The organism is Aquihabitans sp. McL0605 (assembly GCF_049993875.1).
GTDB lineage: Bacteria > Actinomycetota > Acidimicrobiia > Acidimicrobiales > Iamiaceae > Aquihabitans.
This window is the reverse complement of the sequence record NZ_CP188252.1, coordinates 3414484-3436742: the sequence shown is the minus strand read 5'-3', so window position 1 is coordinate 3436742 and position 22259 is coordinate 3414484. Positions and strand designations below refer to the sequence as shown.

18 protein-coding genes are annotated in these 22259 nt (G+C 72.8%); 9 read left to right on the top strand and 9 right to left on the bottom strand.

All coding sequences use genetic code 11. From position 1 onward, the window contains the following. Positions 1-43: 43 nt before the first annotated feature. On the bottom strand, positions 44-1762 hold the full coding sequence (locus ACPPVX_RS15840) for an MFS transporter (protein WP_426571538.1): 1719 nt from the start codon (positions 1760-1762) through the stop codon (positions 44-46). Between the two features lie 8 nt (positions 1763-1770). Here ACPPVX_RS15840 and ACPPVX_RS15835 point away from each other — a divergent pair, with 8 nt between their 5' ends. Beyond that, complete coding sequence (locus ACPPVX_RS15835; RefSeq protein WP_426571537.1) at positions 1771-2400, top strand: TetR/AcrR family transcriptional regulator; 630 nt, start codon at positions 1771-1773, stop codon at positions 2398-2400. Positions 2401-2418: 18 nt separating this feature from the next. Here the strand turns inward: ACPPVX_RS15835 and ACPPVX_RS15830 are convergent, their stop codons facing one another. Continuing rightward, the gene (locus ACPPVX_RS15830) at positions 2419-3339 is read right to left on the bottom strand and encodes a hemerythrin domain-containing protein (protein ID WP_426571536.1); all 921 of its coding nucleotides are present in this window, start codon (positions 3337-3339) and stop codon (positions 2419-2421) included. A 66-nt stretch (positions 3340-3405) separates the two neighbouring features. Here ACPPVX_RS15830 and ACPPVX_RS15825 point away from each other — a divergent pair, with 66 nt between their 5' ends. Further along, positions 3406-3777 carry a hypothetical protein gene (locus tag ACPPVX_RS15825; RefSeq protein WP_426571535.1) on the top strand — a complete coding sequence of 124 codons (372 nt, stop codon included), beginning with the start codon at positions 3406-3408 and terminating at the stop codon, positions 3775-3777. A gap of 121 nt (positions 3778-3898) precedes the next feature. Beyond that, positions 3899-4222: a hypothetical protein gene (locus ACPPVX_RS15820; protein ID WP_426571534.1), complete on the top strand. Its 324-nt coding sequence runs from the start codon at positions 3899-3901 to the stop codon at positions 4220-4222. Positions 4223-4248: 26 nt separating this feature from the next. Here the strand turns inward: ACPPVX_RS15820 and ACPPVX_RS15815 are convergent, their stop codons facing one another. Continuing rightward, on the bottom strand, positions 4249-5079 hold the full coding sequence (locus ACPPVX_RS15815; protein ID WP_426571533.1) for an SDR family NAD(P)-dependent oxidoreductase: 831 nt from the start codon (positions 5077-5079) through the stop codon (positions 4249-4251). 153 nt (positions 5080-5232) lie between these two features. On the opposite strand from ACPPVX_RS15815, the gene ACPPVX_RS15810 reads away from it, so the two are divergent. From ACPPVX_RS15810 to ACPPVX_RS15785, 6 genes are all read left to right on the top strand, one after another. Further along, on the top strand, positions 5233-6462 hold the full coding sequence (locus ACPPVX_RS15810; RefSeq protein WP_426571532.1) for a lipase family protein: 1230 nt from the start codon (positions 5233-5235) through the stop codon (positions 6460-6462). Then, positions 6459-7097 (top strand): TetR/AcrR family transcriptional regulator, encoded by a 639-nt coding sequence (locus ACPPVX_RS15805; RefSeq protein WP_426571531.1) that lies wholly within the window; start codon positions 6459-6461, stop codon positions 7095-7097. The genes ACPPVX_RS15810 and ACPPVX_RS15805 overlap by 4 nt, the downstream gene beginning before the upstream one ends. 57 nt (positions 7098-7154) lie before the next feature. Further along, complete coding sequence (locus tag ACPPVX_RS15800) at positions 7155-8018, top strand: GDSL-type esterase/lipase family protein (protein ID WP_426571530.1); 864 nt, start codon at positions 7155-7157, stop codon at positions 8016-8018. Positions 8019-8160: 142 nt separating this feature from the next. Then, complete coding sequence (locus ACPPVX_RS15795) at positions 8161-9114, top strand: anti-sigma factor RsbA family regulatory protein (protein WP_426571529.1); 954 nt, start codon at positions 8161-8163, stop codon at positions 9112-9114. Between the two features lie 118 nt (positions 9115-9232). Continuing rightward, positions 9233-10591, top strand: a complete 1359-nt coding sequence (locus ACPPVX_RS15790; RefSeq protein WP_426571528.1) for a DUF222 domain-containing protein — start codon at positions 9233-9235, stop codon at positions 10589-10591. A gap of 187 nt (positions 10592-10778) precedes the next feature. After that, on the top strand, positions 10779-14816 hold the full coding sequence (locus ACPPVX_RS15785; RefSeq protein WP_426571527.1) for a S8 family serine peptidase: 4038 nt from the start codon (positions 10779-10781) through the stop codon (positions 14814-14816). 7 nt (positions 14817-14823) lie between these two features. Here ACPPVX_RS15785 and ACPPVX_RS15780 read toward each other — a convergent pair whose 3' ends face one another. The 6 genes from ACPPVX_RS15780 to kdpB form a co-directional block, all read right to left on the bottom strand. Continuing rightward, positions 14824-15168, bottom strand: coding sequence for a hypothetical protein (locus tag ACPPVX_RS15780; protein ID WP_426571526.1), 345 nt, complete (start codon positions 15166-15168; stop codon positions 14824-14826). Positions 15169-15254: 86 nt separating this feature from the next. Continuing rightward, the gene (locus ACPPVX_RS15775) at positions 15255-16319 is read right to left on the bottom strand and encodes an SLC13 family permease (RefSeq protein WP_426571525.1); all 1065 of its coding nucleotides are present in this window, start codon (positions 16317-16319) and stop codon (positions 15255-15257) included. Next, positions 16316-17005 carry a response regulator gene (locus tag ACPPVX_RS15770; RefSeq protein WP_426571524.1) on the bottom strand — a complete coding sequence of 230 codons (690 nt, stop codon included), beginning with the start codon at positions 17003-17005 and terminating at the stop codon, positions 16316-16318. Before ACPPVX_RS15770 ends, ACPPVX_RS15775 begins: the two co-directional genes overlap by 4 nt. Next, on the bottom strand, positions 17002-19554 hold the full coding sequence (locus tag ACPPVX_RS15765) for a DUF4118 domain-containing protein (RefSeq protein WP_426571523.1): 2553 nt from the start codon (positions 19552-19554) through the stop codon (positions 17002-17004). The genes ACPPVX_RS15770 and ACPPVX_RS15765 overlap by 4 nt, the downstream gene beginning before the upstream one ends. 20 nt (positions 19555-19574) lie before the next feature. Further along, positions 19575-20144: a K(+)-transporting ATPase subunit C gene (kdpC, locus tag ACPPVX_RS15760; RefSeq protein ID WP_426571522.1), complete on the bottom strand. Its 570-nt coding sequence runs from the start codon at positions 20142-20144 to the stop codon at positions 19575-19577. 1 nt (position 20145) lies between these two features. Next, the gene (gene kdpB / locus ACPPVX_RS15755; protein WP_426571521.1) at positions 20146-22251 is read right to left on the bottom strand and encodes a potassium-transporting ATPase subunit KdpB; all 2106 of its coding nucleotides are present in this window, start codon (positions 22249-22251) and stop codon (positions 20146-20148) included. Positions 22252-22259: the final 8 nt, after the last annotated feature.

Sequence of the window (22259 nt, the reverse complement as noted above, 5' to 3'; positions counted from 1 at the left end):
CTCCCTACCCGGGAGCGGGGGCTGCCACACACAGAACCTCGGGCTACTGGACCGTGACGGACTCCGCCATCGCCTCGGACTCGGCGATGACCAGCTCGGTCTCGTCGTCGAAGCGGGTGTCGTCGCCGCCCTCCTGGCGGCTGCCACGGGGACCGACCTGCGGGATGAGCCAGGCCAGGCCGGCGCCGATGAACACGGCGATGGCACCGAAGATCAGCGGGCCGCGGGCGCCGGACACGACGGCCTGCTCCATGGCCGAGGTGATCTTGGCGAACTGTCCCCCGGAGAGGCCGGGCCGCGGCGAGAAGCTGACCCCGTTGGAACGGATCTGGGCGACCGTCTGGCTCGTGACGCCCCCGGGCAGGCCGGCGCCGGTGACGTTGTCGACCGCGTGGCGGACGGTCTGGGTGCTGAGAAGGGAGCTGGCGATGGCGATGCCGAGGGCCGACCCGATCATGCGGACGGTGGTGTTGGCGCCGCTGGCCGCGCCGGCCCGATCGGCGGGGACGTCGGCGAGGATCACGTTGTTGAGCTGCGAGCCGGCGAAGCCGATGCCCATGCCGAACAGGGCGAACCCCGGGAGCAGCTGCCACAGCGAGATGTCGGTCGACAGCGCGATGCACACGGCGCTTAGGCCCAACCCGTCGAGGACCAGGCCGGTGCGCACCACGTTGGTGGTGCCGATGCGCCGGGTCAGCCAGTTGCCGATCTGCGAGCCGGCGACGATGAACAGCCCCGACGGGACCAGCCAGAGGCCGGTGTCGACCGCCGAGAGGTGCTGGCCGTCTTGGAGCACGACCGACATCACGAACAGGAACGACACCTGGCCCATCGCCATGAGCATCAGGGTGAACGTGCCCCACCGGAAGCCGGGCCGGGCCAGGTTGCTGAACTCGAACAGCGGGTCGGCCCCGACCCGTTCCTTGTACCGCTGGACCTTGTAGAAGGCGAAGAGGCAGGCGAACGACAGGGCGAAGGCGACCGGCACGATGGAGATCGGCGCGGTGGCCGACCAGATCTCGTGGCCGGCGATCTCGAACGCCTTGTGGGGCTCGAACCAGCCGTACGTGCTGCCCTCGCTGATGGCGAACACGAGGAGGAACATGCCCGTGGCGATGAGCAGGGCGCCAGGCACGTCGATGCGTTCGCGGCGCTTGGTCGACGGGGTGCCGCGGGGCATCAGGAGGAGGGCGCCGAGGATGGCGAACGGGACGACCATCACGTTGATGCGGAAGGCCCAGCGCCACGAGTAGTTGGTGGTGAGGAACCCGCCGATGAGCGGGCCGAACGCCACCGCGGAGCCCATGACCGCACCCCAGGCGGCGAAGGCGGTGGCCCGCTCGCGCCCGGCGAAGGTGGACGAGAGGATGCCCATGGTGGCGGGCAGCATCAGCGAGGCGCCCATGCCCTCGATGATCGCTTCGCCGATCACCAGCACGACGACGCCGTGCGACAGCGAGGCGATGAGCGAACCGACGCCGAACATGGCCGCGCCCACGATGAACATGCGGCGGGCCCCGAAGATGTCACCCAGGCGGCCACCGATGATGAGCAGGGCGGCGAAGGTGAGGGAGTAGCCGGTGATGACCCACTGGAGGGCGGGGAGGGTGGTGTCGAACTCCCGCAGGATGGTGGGGATCGCCACGTTGAGGACCGTGGAGTCGAGCGCGGCGATCAGCACCGCGGTGAGCACGATGGCCAGCGTGAACCAGCGCCGAGGGTCGGCGTGGGGGTCGAGCTCGGCGTCCTGTTCTGCTATCATCCGTTTGGATGATAGCAGGAGGATCGGCCCCGTCCACACGAGAGCGCAATCCCGAGCGCAGCCGGGAGCGCATCCTCGATGCCGCCCTCAAGGAGTTCGCCGCCCACGGCTACGCGGGGGCTCGCGTCGAGGCCATCGCCACGCGCGCCGGGCTCAACAAGCAGCTGATCTCCCACCACTTCGGCGGCAAGCGCGGCCTGTACGAGTCGGTCATGCAGGAGCGGCGCCTCAAGGGCGGCGGTGAGCTGCAGGGGGCCACCGCCCAGGTGCCCGAGACGCTGGCCATGTTCTTCGACCGGGCCCGCACCGACCCCGAGTGGGTGCGGGTGCTGCTGTGGGAGGCGCTCGAGGAGCCCGAGCCCGACGCCCACCTGCCCGCCCTCGGCGAGCGCCGGTCCCGCTACGCCGACCGCGTGGCCTGGATCGAGGCCGAACAGGGAGCGGGGCGCCTCCCTGCCGACCTCGACCCGACCTTGCTGCTGCTCACCCTGCTCGGCGCCGCGCTGTACCCGGTGCTGCTGCCCGACGTGTGCGAGGTGATGACCGGGTCGCGGCCCGACGACGAGGCGTTCGCCGCCCGCTACCGCGAGCACCTGGCGCGGGTGGCGGGCCACCTGGCCGACCCCGCCGCCGGCTGAAGCACCCGGCGCCCGGCCTCAGCGCTTCGCGTCGGCGGCGCGCTTGGTGCTGGTGGCGGCCCGCTTCGCCGTCGATCGCGTCTGCTTCGCACCCGTCGCCGCGGTCTTGCGGGTCCGCTGCGCCCCGGTCGCCGCTGACCGAGCGGTGCCGGTGGCCGCCTTGCGGGCCGACGTGACGGTGGCCTTGGCCCCGCTGGTCGCCGCCTTCGTGGTGGCCCGGCCGGTCCGCTCGGCCTCGTCCTTGGCCCCGGCGACCTTGTCGACGGCTTCGGCCGTCTTGGCCCGCACGTCGGCCGCCACCTTCTTGGCGGTGGGCGAGCCGGTGGGGGCCGGCTGGGACTTCTTGGTGCCGCGGACCCGGGCGACCAGGTCGAGCGCGGCGCTGACGCTGCCCTGGGCCAAGCCGCTCACGGTGTCGCCGACGCGGTCGACCACACCGGCCGCGGCGCCGACGACCACGTTGGCGGGAGGGGTGTCGGGCGCGTAGGGGTGCGGGTGCGTCGGCACCGACGCCTTCACCTCGTCCATGGCGTCGCCGATCTCGTTGAGCGCGTTGCGACCCAGCTCCTCGCGGACCTTCGGGAAGTAGTCGGCCTCCTCCTCGTCCTGGTGGTGGCGGACGTTCTCCATGAGCACGGTCACCTTGGCGGCGAACCGCTCCTCGGTCGGGTCCATCCCGTCGAGCTCGTCGAGGAGGAGCTTGAACAGGTGGTGCTCCTCGAGCCCCTCGAGCGCCTGGTCCTCGACCGCCGGCACCGTCTCGCGCGTGACCGGGTAGAAGATCTGCTCCTCGATGGCGGCGTGCACCGAGAGCTCCTGGATCATGCGGTCGACGAGGTTGCGCCGGGTGACGTGGGCGTTGGCGCCCGCCCGTTCGAACTGCTTGAAGAGGTCCTCGACGGCCTGGTGGTCCTGCTTGAGCATCGTGATGGCATCCATGCGGGCCCAGTACCCGACCGCTCCGGGAACGAACCCACTGGGGGTCGTGCCGTACGCTCGACCGCCATGGTCCACGTCCGTCGGCTCTCCCTGTGGATCGCCGTGCTGGCGCTCGCGCTGGTGGCGGTGCTGGCGGTCCACGGCCAGCCCTCCCCCACGAGCGGCCCCGACCGCTCGTCCGCTGCGGGCGGGTCGCCCTCGGGCCGCCTCGGCCGCGGTCCCGCCTCGCTCGACCGCCTCACCGCCACCCATGCCGGCCCCGACGACGGGTCGAGCAAGGTGCGCACGCCCACCTGGGTGCTGGGCGCGGCGTTCGCCGCCCTGGCCGCGCTGCTGATCGGGCGCCGCACACCGGCCCCCGCGGGGACCGTGGTGGTGCGGCGCCGGCCCACCGGGCCGTGGCGCGGCCGCGCGCCACCCGCCGCCCTGCCCGCCTGACCCAACGGGGCTCGAGCACCCGCTCGCCCTGCCGGCGCGCCCGCACCCGGGCGCGCCCCACCTCTGCTCCTCGCCGCCTGCTGCGCTCCCGCGCGCGCGGCGCAACCAACCGAAGGACCCCATGACCCTCGACCAGACCACCCTCTTGCTCTGCTACCTCGGCGGCGGCTTCGTCATCGCCCTCGTGTGGGCCGCCCTCGTGGGCGAGACCCTCATCGGCAGCCGCCACCGCGCCGTGCGCGGCAGCGTGGCCGCCCTGGCCGTGTTCGGCCTCGTGCACCCCGTCGCCGCCGTCGCCGCGGCCGACCTCGTCCGCCTCGGCCGCACCACCGACGACGCGGTGCTCCGCTTCCCCGCCTGGTGCGTGGCCGCGACCCGCGTGATCGTGGTGGTGGCCGTCGTCGTCACCCTGGTGACGTGGCTGGGCGCCCCCGAAGCCGCCTGACCGGCGGCCCGCCGCGGCCGGTGGGCTCAGCGGCGGCGCTTGGCCCCGAACACGAGGGCCCGCTGGTACACGCCGGCGGGCAGCCGCGAGGCCAGGTCGAAGAGCTTGGCGTCGGGTCCGATCAGGGCCCGGCGCCGGTTCTGCTCGACGGCGGCCAGGATCTGCTGGGCCGCCTTGGCGGGCGTGGTCTTCGCCAGCTTGTCGAAGTCGGCGGCGGTGTCGCCCGAGCTGGCGCCGAACACCTTCACGCTGTCGTCGATGCGGGCGTTGCGAGCGATGTTGGTCTTGATGCCACCGGGGTGGATCGTGGTGGACGAGACGCACGCCCCCTCGATCTCGAGCTCCATCCGCAGGGCGTCGGTGAAGCCCCGCACCCCGAACTTGGCGGCGTTGTAGGCCGACTGCGACGGGATGCTCACCAGGCCGAAGACGCTGGAGATGTTGATGACGTGACCCTCGCCCGACGCCTTGAGCTTGGGCAGGAAGGCCTGGGTGCCGTGGACCACGCCCCAGAAGTTGACCCCCATCAGCCACTCGAAGTCTTCGATCGACTGCGACTCGACGGTGCCGCCGAGCGCCACCCCGGCGTTGTTGAAGATCAGGTTGACCTGGCCGTGCTCGTCGACCGCGCGGTCGGCCCAGGCGAACACCGCCTCGCGGTCGGCCACGTCGAGGCGCTGCGACGTGACCTTCACGCCCGCGCCCTCGCACCGGCCCACCGTCTCGGCGAGGCCGGCCTCGTCGATGTCGGACAGGGCGAGGTGGGCCCCGCGCCCGGCCAGGTCGATGGCGAGCGCCCGACCGATGCCCGAGCCGGCTCCGGTGATGGCGGCGACACGGCCCTGGAACTGCTTCATGACGTCTGCTCCTTCGAGGCCGCCGAGCCGGCCTGCAGCGGTGGATCCCCACCAGCATGGCGCATCCGGCGACCACGACACCGATCGATGACACGGTCCCGGGGCCGTCCGATCCACGAACACTGCTGTTCGCTGATGCCGTAGGGTCGCCGCATGCGCATCTCCTCGCCCTCGCGGCGCCGCCGCGGTGCCGCCGCGGCCCTGGTCCTCGCCTCGCTCGCGGCCGTCTGCGCCGGGTGCTCCAGCTCGGCCGGGTCCGACGGGTCGGCGTCGACAGGCCGCTCCACCACGACCACCGCACCGGCGCCCGAGGCCTACGAGGGCACGACCGAGGGGTTCTACGAGGTCCCTGATCCGTTGCCGAAGGGCGCGCCCGGCCAGCTGATCCGGGTGCAGGACCTGGGCGAGAAGGGCGACGTGCAGACCGTCCGGGTGATGTACCACTCCCGCGACGCGGCCGGGGCCGACCGGGCCGTCACCGGGCTCATCAGCTACCCCACCACCCCGGCACCGAAGGACGGGTGGCCGGTCACCTCGTTGGCCAACGGCACCGTCGGGCTGGCCCCGCAGTGCGCCCTCAGCCGCAACGGCGCCACCCCCGGCGACTGGGGGGTGGAGGGCGTCCACGCCGTCACCGACTACATCGGGCTGGGGCCCGTCGGCGAGATCCACCCGTACCTGTCCGGCCCGAGCGAGGGCGACAGCGTGATCGATGCGGTGCGCGCCGCCCGCAACCTCCCCGACGCCCACGCCGGCGCGCGGTGGTTCTCGATCGGCCACTCGCAGGGCGGCCACGGCGCGCTCTTCGCCGGCGAGCGGGCCGCGTCGTACGCGCCCGAGCTGGACCTGCTCGGCACGGTGTCGATGGCGCCGGCAACCGAGCTCACCAAGACCTACGGGCCCGCCGACGAGGTCGTCTCGCGCATCGTCGGCGTGATGATGCTCTACGGCGCGTCGAGCGAGCACCCCGACATCCACTTCGACGACTACGCCGGAACCGCGCTCCAGGCGGCGTCGAAGGTGTTCGAGACCGGGTGCCTCGATCAGATCATCCCGGCGATGGCCGCCATCCCCGCCGACGAGTTCTACGCCCACGACCCGCTGAAGACCGAGCCGGCCAAGAGCGACCTGCAGCAGAACCAGCCCGGCCTGGTGGCCACGCCCTCACCGCTGTTCCTGGCGCAGGGCACCAGCGACGAGCGGGTGAACGTGCAGCGGACCAAGGACTTCTTCGCCCGGGTGTGCAAGCTGGGCCAGGTCACCGACCTGCTGATCGTCCCCGGCGCCGACCACGGCGGCATCGTCCCTGCCGCGGCGCCGAAGGCCGCCGCGTGGATGAACGACCGCCTGGCGGGCAAGGCGCCGCCCGACTCGTGCCCGTGACCGTCGACGCTCCCGGGCGCCTCCCCCGCGGCCGCCACGGCCTGAGCCGCGACGAGGTCCGGCGGTCCCAGCGCGACCGGCTGATGCTGGCACTGGCCGAGGCCATGGCCGAACAGGGCTACGTGGGCACCTCGGTGGCGGACGTGATCACCCGGGCCGGCGTCTCGCGGGAGACCTTCTACCAGCAGTTCGACTCCAAGCTCGACTGCTTCCTGGCCGCGTTCGACGCCGCCGCCGACCTCCTGTTCGCCCCGCTCACCGGACCGCTCGGCCCGGTCGCCGGCACCGACCCCCCGCTCGGCGACGCGGCGCGCCTCGCCCGCTTCGACGAGCTCCTCGGCACCTACCTCGCCGGCCTCGCGGCGCAGCCCGCCTTCGCCCGGCTGTTCCTCGTGGAGGTGTACGCCGCCGGCCCCGAGGCCATCGCCCGGAGGGTGGCGCTGCAGGCCACCATCGCCGATGCCATCGCCGCCCTGCTCGACGTGACCACCGAGCCGGGGCGCTTCGCGTGCCAGGCGCTCGTCGCCGCCACCAGCGCGCTCGTCACCGCGCCGCTCGTCGCCGGCGACCTCGACGCGCTGCCGGCCCTGCGGGCACCGCTGGTCGACCTGCTCGCCCGCTCCGCGCTGCGCTGACGCCGAAACCCTCCGCACAGGTCGGAAACGGGCACGTCGCCCCTAGCCTGCGACTTCGTGCAGCTGCGCGTGGGTCTCCCTCACCTTCCCCACCTCCCCCTCCGCCCCTCGGCCAGGGGTGCGGTGCTCGGTGCGGGCACCGCACTCGTCGCGGGCAGCGTCGCCACGCTCGGGGGCCAGGTGCTCTGGACCGCTCACCGCAAGCTCCCTTCGCTCATCGGGCTCGACGCGTCGGGCTGGATCCCGGGCACGGCCGACGGCCCCGTCCTCCGCGTCGTCGCCCTCGGCGACAGCACGCTCACCGGGCCGGGGCTCGCCGGCCCCGAGGAGATCTGGCTGCGCGTGGCGCTCGCCGACCTGGCGCTGCCGTACCCCGTCGACCTCGTGTCGCTCGCGGTGGGCGGGTCGCGCCTCGCCCAGGTGCGGGCCGCCGCCGACCACGCCCTCGAGCTCGAGCCCGACGTGGTGGTGGTGGCGGCCGGCTCCAACGACGCCATCCACGGCACCAACGTCCGCGCCTTCGCCGATGGCCTCGACGAGCTGATCACCACGCTCCTGCAGGGCACCAGCGCGATCGGCGTCGGCAACGTCGGAGACCTCGGCAACGTCGTCCGGGTGCCGCAGCCGCTCAGCTCGGTGCTGCGCCAGCGGAGCATCTCGATCAGCCGCCGCATCGAGCAGGTGGTGGGCCGGCACGACCGCGCCATCCTGCTCGACGTCACCGCCTCCGACGTGGGCTTCCGCGACCGCGGCGTGTTCGGCGAGGACCTGTTCCACCCCAACCGCACCGGCCACCAGCTGTGGGCCGACGCGGCGCGGCCGGGCTTGGCCCGCCTCCTGGCCGAGGCGCGGGGCGACCACCCCCGCACGTGGTCCTGCGACGATCCTGCGCCCGAGTCCGAGGCCACCGGATCCATCTGACCCGGCGCGGTTGAGCGGGTCCGGGAGTGGGTACCGACCTCCCGGCTGCCCCGGACCTGGAGGGATCGCTGGTGACCACGTCCCTGCTCGTCGACCTCGATCGCCCCTGCTCCGCGGCCCACCGCCGCGAGCGGGTGCCCACGTGACCGCCGCGACCGGGGTGGCCCCGCACGGCTTCTGCCACTCGGCGGTCCTGTACGACACCGACGAGGAGCTGCTCGCGGTGGCGGTCCCCTTCCTCACCGACGGGGCCCGCGCCGGTCAGCCGACGATCCTCGCCCTCGACGAGGAGCGCACCGCGCTGATCACCGCGGCGCTCGGCCCCACCGAGGGCATCGAGGTGGTGCCCGCCGCCGGACGGCCGGACCGACCCGCGCTGGCCATCCAGTCGTTCCTGACGCGCTTCGAGCAGCTCGTCGCCGAGGGCGCCACCCAGATCCGCGTGCTGGGGAACATCCCGGTGCCGGAGCCGCCGGGTGCCTGGCAGCCGTGGGCCCGCTACGAGGCCTACAGCAACCAGGCGTTCGCCTCGTTCCCCCTGTGGGGCATGTGCGTCTTCGACACCCGGACCAGCCCGGCCCACGTGCTCGACGACGCCCGACGCACCCACACCCACCTCGCCACGCCGCACGCCCACGCCGAGAACGACCGCTTCGAGGACCCCGCCGCGTTCCTCGAGGCCCACATGGACTTCGAGGACGACCCGCTCCAGGCCCACCGCCCCGTCGCCGACCTGATCGACCCGCGCCCCGCGCAGGCCCGCCACGCCGTCGACCACGCCGCGGCGGGGGGACGGGTCGAAGGCGAGCGCCTCGACGGGCTCATCATCGCCGTCAGCGAGGTGGTCACCAACGCCGTGGTCCACGGGCGCCCGCCGGTGGAGGTGCGGGCGTGGACCGAGCCCGACCGGATCGTCGTCACCGTCGCCGACGGCGGTACCGGCCCCGTCGACCCCACCGTGGGCCTGGCCCCGGTGCCCCGCCTGCCGGGCGAGGGCGGGCTGGGCCTCTGGATCGCCAACCAGCTCTGCGACGAGGTGGCCTTGCGCAAGCGCGACGACGGCTTCACGATCCGCCTCACCGCACGGGCCCGCTGATCGATCAGGCCGCCGCCCGGGCGTGACCGCCGACGCCCCCGTGACGTTCGCCACTCGAAAGGGAACAAAACGGACAGAGAGGGGTTCACCGTCATACCCCCTTCGTATGGTTCGACGCGTGGTCTCCATCTCTGATCCCCGTGCGAGCAGCGTGCTGGCGCGGCTGCACGCGGCCCTCGACGAGCTGACATCGCTCGATCTGTCGCCGGACGACGTGACCGGGGCGCTGGAGCTGATCCGGCAGGTGGAGCAGCTGTCGCGCCGGGTGCATGCGGTGCAGGTCGGGGTGGTGGCGGCGATCGATGCGGGCGAGCTGCACCGGCCTGATGGGCACGCGTCGGCGGCGGTGATGGTCGGCCACGCCGGACAGCTGGCGCCGCGCACGGCGAAGCGGCGGGGCCGCACCGCCCGGGCCCTGGCCGACCTGCCGTCGGTGGCGGCTGGGTTGGCGGTGGGGACGATCGGGGCGTGCCAGGTGGATCGGGTGGCGCTGGTGCACGCCAACCCGCGGGTGCGGGAGCGGTTCATCGCGTTGGATGCGCAGCTGGCGGTGCTGGCGGCGCGGCTGCCCTACGACGAGTTCGACCGGCGGTTGACGAACTGGGTGCGCCAGGTCGACGAGGACGGGACCGCGGATCGTGCCCGGCGACGTCACGAGAACCGTGATGCCCGGTTCGTCGATGAGTTCGACGGCGGCTGGGACCTGCTGGGCGGCTTCGGTGGCCTCGATGGGGCGCAGCTCCACTCGATCCATTGCGCGTTCATCGAAGCCGAGTTCCAGGCCGACTGGACCGAAGCCCGTGCCCTCCACGGCGAAGCCACCACGGTGGCGCACCTGGCCCGCACCGACGCGCAGCGCCGTGCTGATGCCGTGAAGCGGATCTTCCACCTCGCCGCAGATGCGTTCGCCACCGCACCGGGCGGAGCCCCGATCGACACCACCATCGTCATCGACCAGGCCACGTTCGAACGCGAGCTGCGCCGCATCGCCGGCCACGACACCGAACCCCGCGACGACATCGACCTCGGCCCCCTCCCCGACGACGACCCGTCCGGCGAGCCCGGCCCGCACCAGACCGGCGGTCGGCCGCGGTTCCGGTGCGAGACCCTCGACGGGCACCCCGTCGACCCCACCGAAGCCGTCGCCAACGCGCTGGTCGGCCGGTTCCGCCGCGCCGTCATCGGAGCGAACAGCGTCGTGCTCGACCTCAGCGCCCTCACGCTGTTCACCGGACCCCTCCAACACGCCGTCCGGCTCTCCGCCACCACCTGCTACTGGCCCGGCTGCACCACCACCGTCACCCACTGCCAGAGCGACCACCTCACACCGAGACGACAAGGCGGCAGAACCAACCCCGGCAACGGGGCACCCGAGTGCGGGCGGCACAACCGGCTCAAGGAACACGGCTTCACCGTCCGTCGAGACCAGCGCGGCCGCCTCCACGTCCACCGACCCGACGGCACGGAGATCGAATGACCCAGGCCGAGGAAGCGCGGCACCTTGGCACGCTCGGGGTTGGAGCCCGCCGAAACGGGGTAGCGGGGCCACGATCGTGCGGGACGATCCCCAGTACTCCCTCCATGCCATCGCTATGGTCGGCCGCTTCGATCACGCCGTAGTTGCCCCCGCCGATCCGTCGGCGAACGATGGAACGAGGAAGTTCGTGCACCTGACCCGATCCAGGACGGCCGCGGCCGTCTGCATCACCGGCCTCCTGAGCTTCGGCGCGTTCGCCGCTCCCGCCTCGGCGAAGGCCGCCCAGCAGCCCGACAAGGCCGATCGGACGGGGCTGACGGGCGCGCCGCTCACGGCCTCGGGCCGGCGCACGGTCGCCAAGTCGTCGACCAGCCGCCTGGCCAAGTCCGACCTGACGCTGCTCGCCCGCACCGACGCCAAGCCGGTGCCCGTGGTGGTCAAGTACGACTACGACTCCATCGCCACCTTCCAGGGCGAGGCCGGTGTCGCCCCCGCCACGGCGCCCTCGGCCACCGGCCGGGCCCTCACCCAGAGCGACACCACCACCGGCACCTACGCGCGGGTCGTCGCCCGCACCGAGGCCGGGATCAACGCGGCCGTGAAGCGCGCCGTGCCCGACGCCAAGATCGGCTCCAGCCTGCGCGTGGTCTACGGCGGCGTCGCCATGGTCGTTCCCGCCGACCAGGCCAAGGCCCTGCTCAAGGTCCCGGGCGTGGTGGCCGTGCAGGTCGACGCCCGAAACCACGAGCTCACCGATTCCAGTCCGGCGTTCGTCGACGCTCCGCCCGTGTGGAACCAGCTGGGCGGCCAGGCCACAGCCGGCGCCGGCGTCCTCTTCGCAGACCTCGACTCGGGCGTCTGGCCCGAGCACCCGTCGTTCGCCGCCAACCCCGACCTCCCCGCCCGCCCCACGGCGCCCGGCGGCGCGGAGCTGGCCTGCGACTTCGGCGACAACCCGATCACCCCCGGCAGCGATCCCTTCGAGTGCAACAACAAGCTCGTCGGCGGCGAGGGCTTCCTCAACACGTACGACGCGGCGATCGGCCTCGACGACGAGCTCTACGGCAGCACCGCCCGCGACAGCGACGGCCACGGCACCCACACGTCCACCACCTCGGCCGGCGACATCGTCGACCACGCCGATCCCCTCGGCGTCGACCGCGGCCAGATCTCCGGCCTCGCCCCCGGCGCGCAGGTCATCGAGTACAAGGTCTGCGGCCAGGTCACCTGCTTCGCCAGCGACTCCGCCGAAGCGGTCGGCCAGGCCATCGTCGACGGCGCCGACGTCATCAACTTCTCCATCAGCGGCGGCACCGACCCCCTGACCGACCCCGTGGAGCTGGCGTTCCTCGACGCGTACGACGCCGGCATCTTCGTCGCCGCCTCGGCCGGCAACGACGGGCCCGCAGCGTCCACGGCCAACCACCTCTCCCCGTGGGTCACCTCCGTGGCCGCCTCCACCCAGTCCCGTGCCTTCGAGTCCACCATCACGCTCACCGGCGCCGACAGCTCCACCGCCCAGTTCTCTGGCGCCTCGATCACGGCCGGCATCGACACGCCCACCCCTGTGGTCATGGCGGCCGACGCCCCGTACAGCAGCTCGCTGTGCGACCAGGAGCCCAGCTCCGACACCGAGTTCGCCGGCAAGATCGTGCTGTGCGAGCGCGGCGGCAACGCCCGCATCGAGAAGGGCTACAACGTCCACCAGGGCGGCGCGTCCGGGATGATCCTCTACAACCCCGAGCTGGCCGACATCGAGACCGACAACCACTGGCTGCCCGCCGTGCACGTCGCCGACGGCACCGACCTCGTGCAGTTCATCGACGACCACGGACCGGTCACGGCCACGTTCACCCCCGGCCAGAAGACCACCGGCCAGGGCGACGTGATGGCCGCGTTCTCCTCTCGCGGCCCCGCCGGCTCGATCATCAAGCCCGACATCACCGCACCCGGCGTGTCGATCCTCGCCGGCCAGACCCCCACCCCCGACGCCGTCGACCTCGGCCCGGCGGGCGAGTACTACCAGGCCATCGCCGGCACCTCGATGTCGGGCCCGCACGTGGCGGGCGCGGCCATCCTGCTGAAGGCGGCCCACCCCGACTGGGCGCCCGGCCAGATCAAGTCCGCCCTCATGACCACGGCCACCACCGCGGTGGTCAAGGAAGACGAGACCACGCCGGCCGATCCGTTCGACATGGGTGCGGGCCGCATCGACATCGCCAAGGCCAGCGCCCCCGGCCTGACCCTCGACGAGTCGGCCCAGCAGTTCCGCGACCTCACCGGCGGCAAGGACACGATCGACCTCAACATCCCGTCGATCGACGCGCCGATCATGCCCGGGCGAGAGACGACCACCCGCACGTTCACCAACGTGGGCACCGGCTCCGCCACCTACCAAGTGGCGGCGTCCGCCCCCGCCGACAGCTCCATCACCGTGTCGCCCACCAGCTTCACGGTGGCCGCCGGCCAGAGCAAGTCGGTGCAGATCACCATCAGCTCCGCGGCCCACGACGGCGTCCAGCGCTTCGGCCAGCTCACCCTGGCCGCCGCCGGGCGCACCGCTCTGCACCTGCCCGTGGCGTTCATCCCCACCCAGGGATCGCTCAGCGCCACCAGCACCTGCGCCTCGGCCACCATCGTCTCAGGGGCATCCACGAGCTGCGACGTCACCGTCCGCAACGACGCCTTCGCCCCCACCACCGCCGACGTGCACACCACCGTCAACGACAAGCTCCAGGTCACCTCGGCCACGGGCGACGGCGCCACCCACACCGCCACCTCGGCCCAGGCCGACGGCGTCGAGCTGGCCGGGCGCCAACCCGGCGTGCCTGCCCTGGACCCGCAGGACGGCTTCGACGGCTACCTCGAGCTGGCCGGCGACTTCGTCGACAGCCCCGATCCCATCGGCGACGAGGACTTCCTCCAGTACACCGGCTTCGGCTCGTTCCTCTACAACGGCCAGAGCTACGACCAGGTCAACGTCAACTCCAACGGCTACCTGGTGGTCGGGCCGGCCACCTCGGCCGACGACGTGTGCTGCCCGCCGCAGGGGTTCCCCGACTCGGCCCCGCCGAACAACGTGATCGCCCCGTTCTGGTCCGACCTCTCCGGTGACACCGGAACGCCCGGCGGCGAGCCCGACCTGGGCATCTACACGGCGGTCCTGAGCGACGACAGCGGCAACAGCTGGCTCGTCGTCGAGTCCCGCCTGACCGACTGCTGCGACGGCGACTCCGTCCACAGCTCGAAGGTGAACCAGGTCTGGATCGGCCTCAACGGGTCGCAGGACATCACCATCGACTACCCGCCCGACCACATCCCCGACACGTCGGACATCGAGCAGGAGCCGGGCGACCCGCTGGCCACGGTGGGCGTTCAGAACGAGCTCGGCGAAGGAGCCGGCTGGGACCTCGACGCCGACCCGCTCCCGTCCGACTTCTTCGTGCCCAGCACCGATGCCGTGCCCGGCGACAGCTACACGCTGCGCGTCGGCGTGAGGGGCACGGTGGCCGGCGCCGGGGTGGTCCACTCCGAGGCCGCGTCGCCCGACGTGCACGGGGTGACCACGGTCGACGCCGCCATCTCGATCAGCGCGCCGCCGGCCACCGGGCTCGACCCGTTCATCACGCGGTCGTACCAGGACTTCCTGGGCCGGCCGCCCACCAGCGCCGAGCTCTCCAGCAACCACACCAAGCTGGCGAACGGCACGCTCACGCGGCGGGCGTTCACCACCAAGCTGGCGACCTCGAACGAGTACCTCGGCCACGAGGTGGACCAGCGCTACGAGCAGATCCTGGGCCGCAGCCCCGACGCGGCCGGCCGCACGTACTGGATCGGGAAGCTGCGCACGGGGCTCACCGAGTCGTCGCTCGTCAGCTCGCTGATCGGGTCGAACGAGTTCTTCACCCACGCCGGCAGCACGAACGCCGGGTTCGTCGACGCCACCTACCAGGCCCTGCTCGACCGCCAGCCCACCACGGCAGAGCGGAGCGCGCTGACCACCCAGCTCGCGCACGGCACTGCCCGGGGCACGGCGGGTCGGACCGTCTACCAGTCGGAGGGATCACGCCGGCAGCGCGTCACCGCCCTGTACCTGCACTTCCTGCACCGCAACCCCGACCCCGCCGGGCAGACCTACTGGGCCGGGATCATCAAGGCGAAGGGCGACATCGCCTTGGCGCTCGAGCTGGCGTCGAGCAACGAGTACTACCACCGCACCCGCTGAGCCCGGTTCACTCCGGGGGCAACCACAGGGCCGGGCCGATCGGCGCGGCCTGGGCCTCGACCACCAGCCGGTCGTAGATCGCCGGGCCCAGCTCCGAACGGGCGTCGCAGTATTCCACCCCGTAGATCCTGAAGTTCTCCGTGTCCTGGTAGGGCGCCTCGCGGCGCACGACCACCCACGCGGCGTAACCCTCCCAGAACACCTCCACGCGGGTGCCCACCGGGGCCTCCCACCGATCGGGGGCCACGATCGCGGCGCCGACCACCGAGAGCTGCACCACCGCGGCCTCGGCCACGCTCAGCCGGGTACGGCCGCGCTTGCGCACCTTCCACGTGATCGGGGTCGTGACCACCTCGTGCCGTTGGGCGAGGCGTTGTTTCCCGGCGGGACGCATGGCCTCCCTGTCGGCCGGAACCCCGCGGATCTTTACGGGTTCTGTCAGCCGTGGCCGATGACCACCGATTGGAGCGCCTGCACCGCGATGGCCGCCACGAGCGCGGGCACGGCGATGCCGACCACCAGGCGCAGGTAGCCGCGGAGGTCGAGGTCGATGCCCTCCGCCCGCAGGATCCGCAGCCACAGCAGGTTCGCCAGCGCCCCGATCGGCACGATCGCCGCCCCCACGTTGACCCCGAGCAGCCACCCCCACGTGGCCGGCGAGGCGTGCGAGGAGCCCTCGACCATCAGCAGCGTCGCCGGGATGTTGTTCACGACGTTGGCCGTGGCGGTGCCGAGCAGCGCCACGCCGGCGACGGCGAGCGGGCCGGTCAGGCGGCGGATCGGGTCCATGAGCGAGGGGCTGACCGCCCAGCCGACCAGCGCGGCCACCGCACCGACCGCGGCCGCGGTGCCCACCGGGACGGTCCGCCACGGCAGCAGGCGGGTGATCCCCACGAGCACGGCGTCGACCACCAGCACCACCACCCAGGGCGGCACCCCGAAGGACGGCCCGAGGGTCACGCCGACGAGCACCGCCACCACGATGGGCGCGCCGATGGCCACTGGCCGGAGGTCGACCGCCGCCACGGGCCCGCTCCCGCGCAGGTGGGTCGGATGCCGGCGGCGGTAGCACGCCCACCCGACCACCACGGCGGCGGCGCTGGGCAGCGCGAGGTGGCGGACGACGTCGCCCACCGACAGGTCGAGCTGCTCGGTGGCGATGAGGGTGGTGAGGTTCGAGATCGGCAGGACCGACGACGCGAACGCGGCGAGCAGCAGTGGCACGAGCGCCAGCGGCAGCGGGTCGGCGCCGGCCCGGCGGGCGAGGCGCACGTAGAGCGGGGTCAGCAGCACCACCGTGGTGTCGAGGTTGAGCACGATCGTGGTGGCCGCGGCCAGCGCCCACAGCGCCAGCACCGGCACATCGGGCCAGCGGCGCTGGACCAGCACCGCCGCCGCATCGAAGAAGCCGAGCTCGTCGAGCAGCGCGGCCAGGGGCACCCCCACCAGCAGGAAGGCGAGCGCCGGCGCGACGGTCCGGAGCGCGTCGGCGGCCTCGCTCACGTCTGCGGGTCGGGCTCGAAGCGGTAGCCCATCCCGGGCTCGGTGATCAGGTAGCGGGGCCGGCTCGGATCGGGCTCGAGCTTGCGGCGGAGCTGGGCCATGTACACGCGCAGGTAGTTGGTCTCGCGCTCGTACTGCGGCCCCCACACCGTGTGCAGCAGCTGGCGCTGGCTGACCAGCCGGCCCGGGTGGCGAAGCAGCGCTTCGAGCAGCTGCCACTCGGTCGGCGTGAGGTGCACCTCCTCGCCGTCACGGTGCACGCGCTTGGCCGCGAGGTCGACGGCGAACGCGGTGGTGGCGACCACCGGCTCGTCTTCTGGTCCGGGAGCGCCCCGGCGCGAGGCGGCCCGCAGGCGGGCGAGCAGCTCGCCCATGGAGAACGGCTTGGTCACGTAGTCGTCGGCACCGGCGTCGAGCGCGGCGATCTTGTCGGCCTCGGCGTCGCGCACCGACAGGACGATGATCGGGACGCTGGTCCACCCGCGCAGGCCCTCGACCACCGCGATCCCATCGATCCCGGGCAGCCCGAGGTCCAAGATGACGACATCGGGCAGGTGGGCGGCCGCCTGCACCAGCGCCTCCTCGCCCGTGGCGGCCTGGTCGACGTCGTACCCGCGAGCGGCCAGGTTGGTGCGCAGGGCCCGCCGGATCTGCGGCTCGTCGTCGACCACCAGGATCCGGGTCACGGCTCCTCCTCGGGCTCCGGCTCCGGCACCACGACCGCGTGCGACGCGGGCAGGACGATGCGGACGGTGAGGCCGCCGCCCGGCGTGTCGTCGGCCGCGATGGTCCCGTCCATGGCGGAGATGAAACCATGCGCGACGGCCAGGCCGAGGCCGACGCCCGATCCGCCGGTGTCACCGAGGCGCTGGAACGGCTCGAACAGGCGGTGGCGCTGGGCTTCGGGGACGCCGGGCCCGTGGTCGGCCACACTCAGCTCCACGCCGTCGTCCACCTGCCGGGCGTGCACCTCGACGGGGGCACCGGCGCCGTAGCGCAGGGCGTTGGCCACCACGTTGGCGACCGAGCGCTCGAGCAGCGCGGCATCGGCGGTGATGGGCGGGAGCGTCTCGTCGATGTCGATGCGGAGCTGCCCCTCGTCCACCGTGATGCTCGCGGCTGCGGCCGCGACCACCTCCTCCCAGCCGATCGGGCGGGTGACCATCTGCAGCACGCCGGTCTGGAGGCGGCTCATGTCGAGGAGGTTGCCGACCAGGCGGTTGAGGCGATCGGTCTCTTCGTCGATCGTGAGGTTGAACTCGTGGCGGTCCTCGTCGGACCACGTCACGTCGTCCTGCAGGAGGCTCGAGACCGACGCCTTGATCGAGGCGAGCGGCGTGCGCAGGTCGTGCGACACCGCCCGCAGCAGCGCGGTGCGGAGGGCATCGCCCTCGGCGATCACGCTGGCCTCGGCCGCCTCGGCGCGCAGGCGGCGCTGCTCCAGCGCGGTGGCCATCTGGGCGGCGAACGCGCTGAGCACCAGCCGGTCGTCGGCGGTGGGCACGTCACCGGTGAGGGCGAGCACGGCGCGCTCCCCCGCCGGCACCTGCACGGTGGCCGACGACGGATCGTCGCCCACCGGCAGCCCCGACGCGTGCTCGAGGTGCCACGCCGTGCCGTCGAACGTGTGGAGCGCGGCCGTCTCCAGCTGGAACGTGCTGCGGATGCGGTCGAGCATCGACGGGACCGGGTCGTCGCTCAGCGCCAGCCCGGCCGCCACCCGGGCCAGGGCCTCGGCCTCTCGCCCGGCCCGCCGGGCATCGGCCGCCCGCTGCTCGGCCCGTGACACGAGGAGGCTGACGACCACGCTGACCAGCACGAACGCCAGCAGGGCGGCGCCGTTCTCGGCCTCGGCGATGGTGAGGGTCTGGTACGGCTCGGTGAGGAACCAGTTGACGGTGAACCCGGCGACGATCGCGGTGGTGATGCCGGGCCCGGCGCCGCCCACGGCGGCCACGGCCACGATGAGCAGCACGTACGCCATGAGGTCGCCCGGGAGACCGAACTGGTCGCGCAGGGCCACCAGCAGCACGGTGAGCAGCGGGAGCCCGATGGCGCCGAGCAGCCACCCCATCGTGCGGCGCCGGCGCGACAGCGGCGAGCGCATCACCCGCGGCCGCCAGCGGCCGGGGCGGCGCTCGGTGGCGTCGTCGTCGGCGGGCCGCGAGATGACGTGGACGTCGAGGTCGCCGGCGGCCCGGACCACCCGGGTGACGATCGACCCCTGCCACAGCTCGGCCCACCGGGTGCGCTGGGTGGCGCCGAGCACGATCTGGGTGGCGTGCTCGGCGCGGGCGAACTGCACCAGGGCCGCGGCCACCTCGTCGCCCACCACCTCGTGGTACGCCCCGCCCAGATCGGCGAGGAGGGTGCGCTGGCGGTCGAGCCCGCCGGGCGAGGTGGACGTCAGGCCGTCGCTGGCGCGGATGTGCACGCCGAGGAGCTCGCCGCGCGCCCGGCCGGCCACGCGGGCCGCCCGGCGGATCAGGTGCTCGCCGCTCGGCGCTCCGGTGAGGGCCACCACCACCCGCTCGCGGGCCTCCCAGGTGCGGTCGATGCCGTGGGCGTCCTGGTAGTCGGTGAGCGCATCGTCGACCTTGTCGGCGAGCCAGGTGAGGGCCAGCTCCCGCAGCGCGGTGAGGTTGCCGACGCGGAAGTAGTTGGTGAGGGCGTCGTCGACCTTGTCGGCGCCGTAGATGTTGCCGTGGGCCATGCGGCGCCGGAGCGCCTCGGGGGTCATGTCGACCAGCTCCACCTGGTCGGCGGCGCGCACCACCCGGTCGGGGACGGTCTCGCGCTGGGTGGCACCGGTGATGCGCTCCACCACGTCGTTGAGCGACTCCAGGTGCTGCACGTTGACGGTGGAGATCACGTCGATGCCTGCGTCGAGGAGCGCCTCGACGTCCTGCCACCGCTTCTCGTTGCCGGCGCCGGGCACGTTGGTGTGGGCGAGCTCGTCGACCAGCGCCACCTGGGGGTGGCGGGCGAGCACTGCGGCCAGGTCCATCTCCTCGAACGGCCGCTCGCGGTGGACGAGGATCCGCCGCGGCACCGTCTCCAGGCCCACGGTCATCGCCAGCGTGTTGGGTCGGGCGTGGTTCTCGACGTAGGCGATCACCACATCGGTGCCGCGGGTGGCGCGCCGGTGGCCCTCGCCGAGCATCGCGTAGGTCTTGCCCACGCCGGGCGCCGCGCCCAGGTAGATCCGGAGGTGGCCCCGGGCGCCTGCAGCCATCTCGCGAACCTAGATCCGGGTCAGGCCGGGAGGGCGAGGTCGAGCGTGACGACGTTGACGCCGGGCTCGCCCAGGAAGCCGAGCGAGCGGCCGGCGGTGTGCCGCTCGATGAGCGCCAGCACCTCGGCCACCGGCAGGTTCCGGGCCTTCGCCACCCGCGGCGCCTGGAGCCGGGCGTTGGCCACGGAGATCTGCGGGTCGAGGCCGGAGCCGGATCCGGTGACGGCGTCGACCGGCACCTCGGCGTCGGTCGCCAGCCCGTTCTCGTGGCGGTAGGCGACGACGCGCGCCGCCACCGCCTTCAGCAGCTCGGGGTTGGTGGGGCCGAGGTTGCTCGACGAGCTGGCGGTGGCGTCGTAGCCGGCGCCGGCCGAGCTCGGCCGGCCGTGGAACCACTGGTCGCCCTCGAAGTCCTGGCCGATGAGCGACGAGCCCACGACGGTTCCCCCGGCGTCGTGGACGAGGCTGCCGTCGGCCTTGTCGGCGAACGCGACCTGGGCGAAGCCGGTGACCAGCAGCGGGTAGGCGACCCCGCACAGGACGGTCAGCACCAGGAGGATCCGCAGGGCGGGGAGCAGTTGGCGGCGCATGTCAGAAGCCTCCGAGGGCGTTGATGATGAGATCGATGGCCTTGATCCCCACGAAGGGGGCGATCAGGCCGCCGAGCCCGTAGACGAGCAGGTTGCGGCGCAGGATCTCGGCGGCGCCGCCCACCCGGAACTTCACGCCCCTCAGGGCCAGCGGGATCAGGGCCACGATGACGAGGGCGTTGAAGATGACCGCCGAGAGGATCGCCGAGTCCGCCGATCCCAGGCGCATGACGTTGAGCGTCTCGAGCGCGGGGAGCTTGGCCACGAACATCGCCGGGATGATGGCGAAGTACTTGGCGACGTCGTTGGCGATGGAGAAGGTGGTGAGGGCGCCCCGGGTGATGAGGAGCTGCTTGCCGATGGCGACGACCTCGATGAGCTTGGTGGGGTCGCTGTCGAGGTCGACCATGTTCCCGGCCTCCTTGGCGGCCTGGGTGCCGGTGTTCATGGCCACGCCCACGTCGGCGAGGGCCAGGGCGGGGGCATCGTTGGTGCCGTCACCGGTCATCGCCACCAGGTTCCCGCCGGCCTGCTCGGAGCGGATGCGGGCCATCTTGTCCTCGGGCGTGGCCTCGGCCAGGAAGTCGTCGACCCCGGCCTCCGCGGCGATGGCCTTGGCGGTCAACGGGTTGTCACCGGTGATCATCACGGTGCGGATGCCCATCGCCCGCAGCTCAGCGAAGCGCTCGACCATGCCGGCCTTGACGGTGTCCTTGAGGTGGATCACCCCGAGGATCCGGGTGCCGTCGGCCACCGCCAGCGGGGTGCCGCCTGTGGTGGAGATCTTCTCGACGATCGGCTGGAGGCTCGGGGGCACCTCACCGCCCTGCTCGGCCACCCAGCGCACGAGCGAGTCGGTGGCCCCCTTGCGGATCTGCCGGGTCCGGCCCTGGTCGGTGAAGTCGACGCCCGACATGCGGGTCTGGGCCGTGAACGGGATCAGCTCGGCGTCGTCGAGCTCGCGGTCGGCCGACAGGCCGTGCTCCTCCACGGCCAGGGTCACGATCGACCGGCCCTCTGGGGTCTCGTCGGCCAGGCTCGACAGGAGCACCGCCTCGGCCAGCTCGGCCTCGCCCACGCCGTCGACCGGGAGGAACTCGGCCGCCATCCGGTTCCCGTAGGTGATGGTGCCGGTCTTGTCGAGCAGCAGGGTCGACACATCGCCGGCGGCCTCGACGGCCCGGCCCGACATGGCCAGCACGTTGCGCTGCACCAGCCGGTCCATCCCGGCGATGCCGATGGCGCTCAGCAGCCCGCCGATCGTGGTGGGGATCAGGCACACCAGCAGGGCCACGAGGATGACGATCGACTGCTCGTTGCCGGAGTAGATGGCGAACGGCTGCAGGGTCACCACCGCCAGCACGAACACGATGGTCAGGCCGCACAGGAGGATGTTCAGGGCGATCTCGTTGGGGGTCTTCTGGCGCTCGGCCCCCTCCACCAGGGCGATCATCCGGTCGATGAACCCGGCGCCGGGCTCCTGGGTGATGCGCACGACGATCTCGTCGGACAGCACCCGGGTCCCGCCGGTGACGGCGCTGCGGTCGCCACCCGACTCGCGGATGACCGGGGCTGACTCGCCGGTGATGGCCGACTCGTCGACGCTCGCGATGCCCTCGACGATCTCGCCGTCGCCGGGGATGGTCTCGCCGGGCCGCACCACGCACAGGTCGCCGGGCCGCAGCTCCGGTGACGGCCGCTCCTCGAGCGAGCCGTCGGGGAGGCGCACCCGCGCCAGCGTCTCCGAACGGGTCTTGCGCAGGGTGTCGGCCTGGGCCTTGCCCCGCCCTTCGGCCACCGCCTCGGCGAAGTTGGCGAACAGGACGGTGAACCAGAGCCACGCGCTCACCAGGCCGGTGAACAGGTGGGGCTGGCCGGCCTTCGGGAGGTCTCGCAGGAACAGCAGCGTGGTGAGGAGGCTGCCGATCTCGACGATGAACATCACGGGGTTCTTCGCCATCTGGCGCGGGTCCAGCTTGCGCACGGCATCGCCGATCGCCCGCCGGACGATCGCGGGCTCGAACAGGGCGGCGCGGCCGGGGGCCTCGTCGATCAGGTCGACCTCGGCCTCGTCGGCGGTGATCTGGGGTCGGGTCGCGGTATCCATGGGGTCCT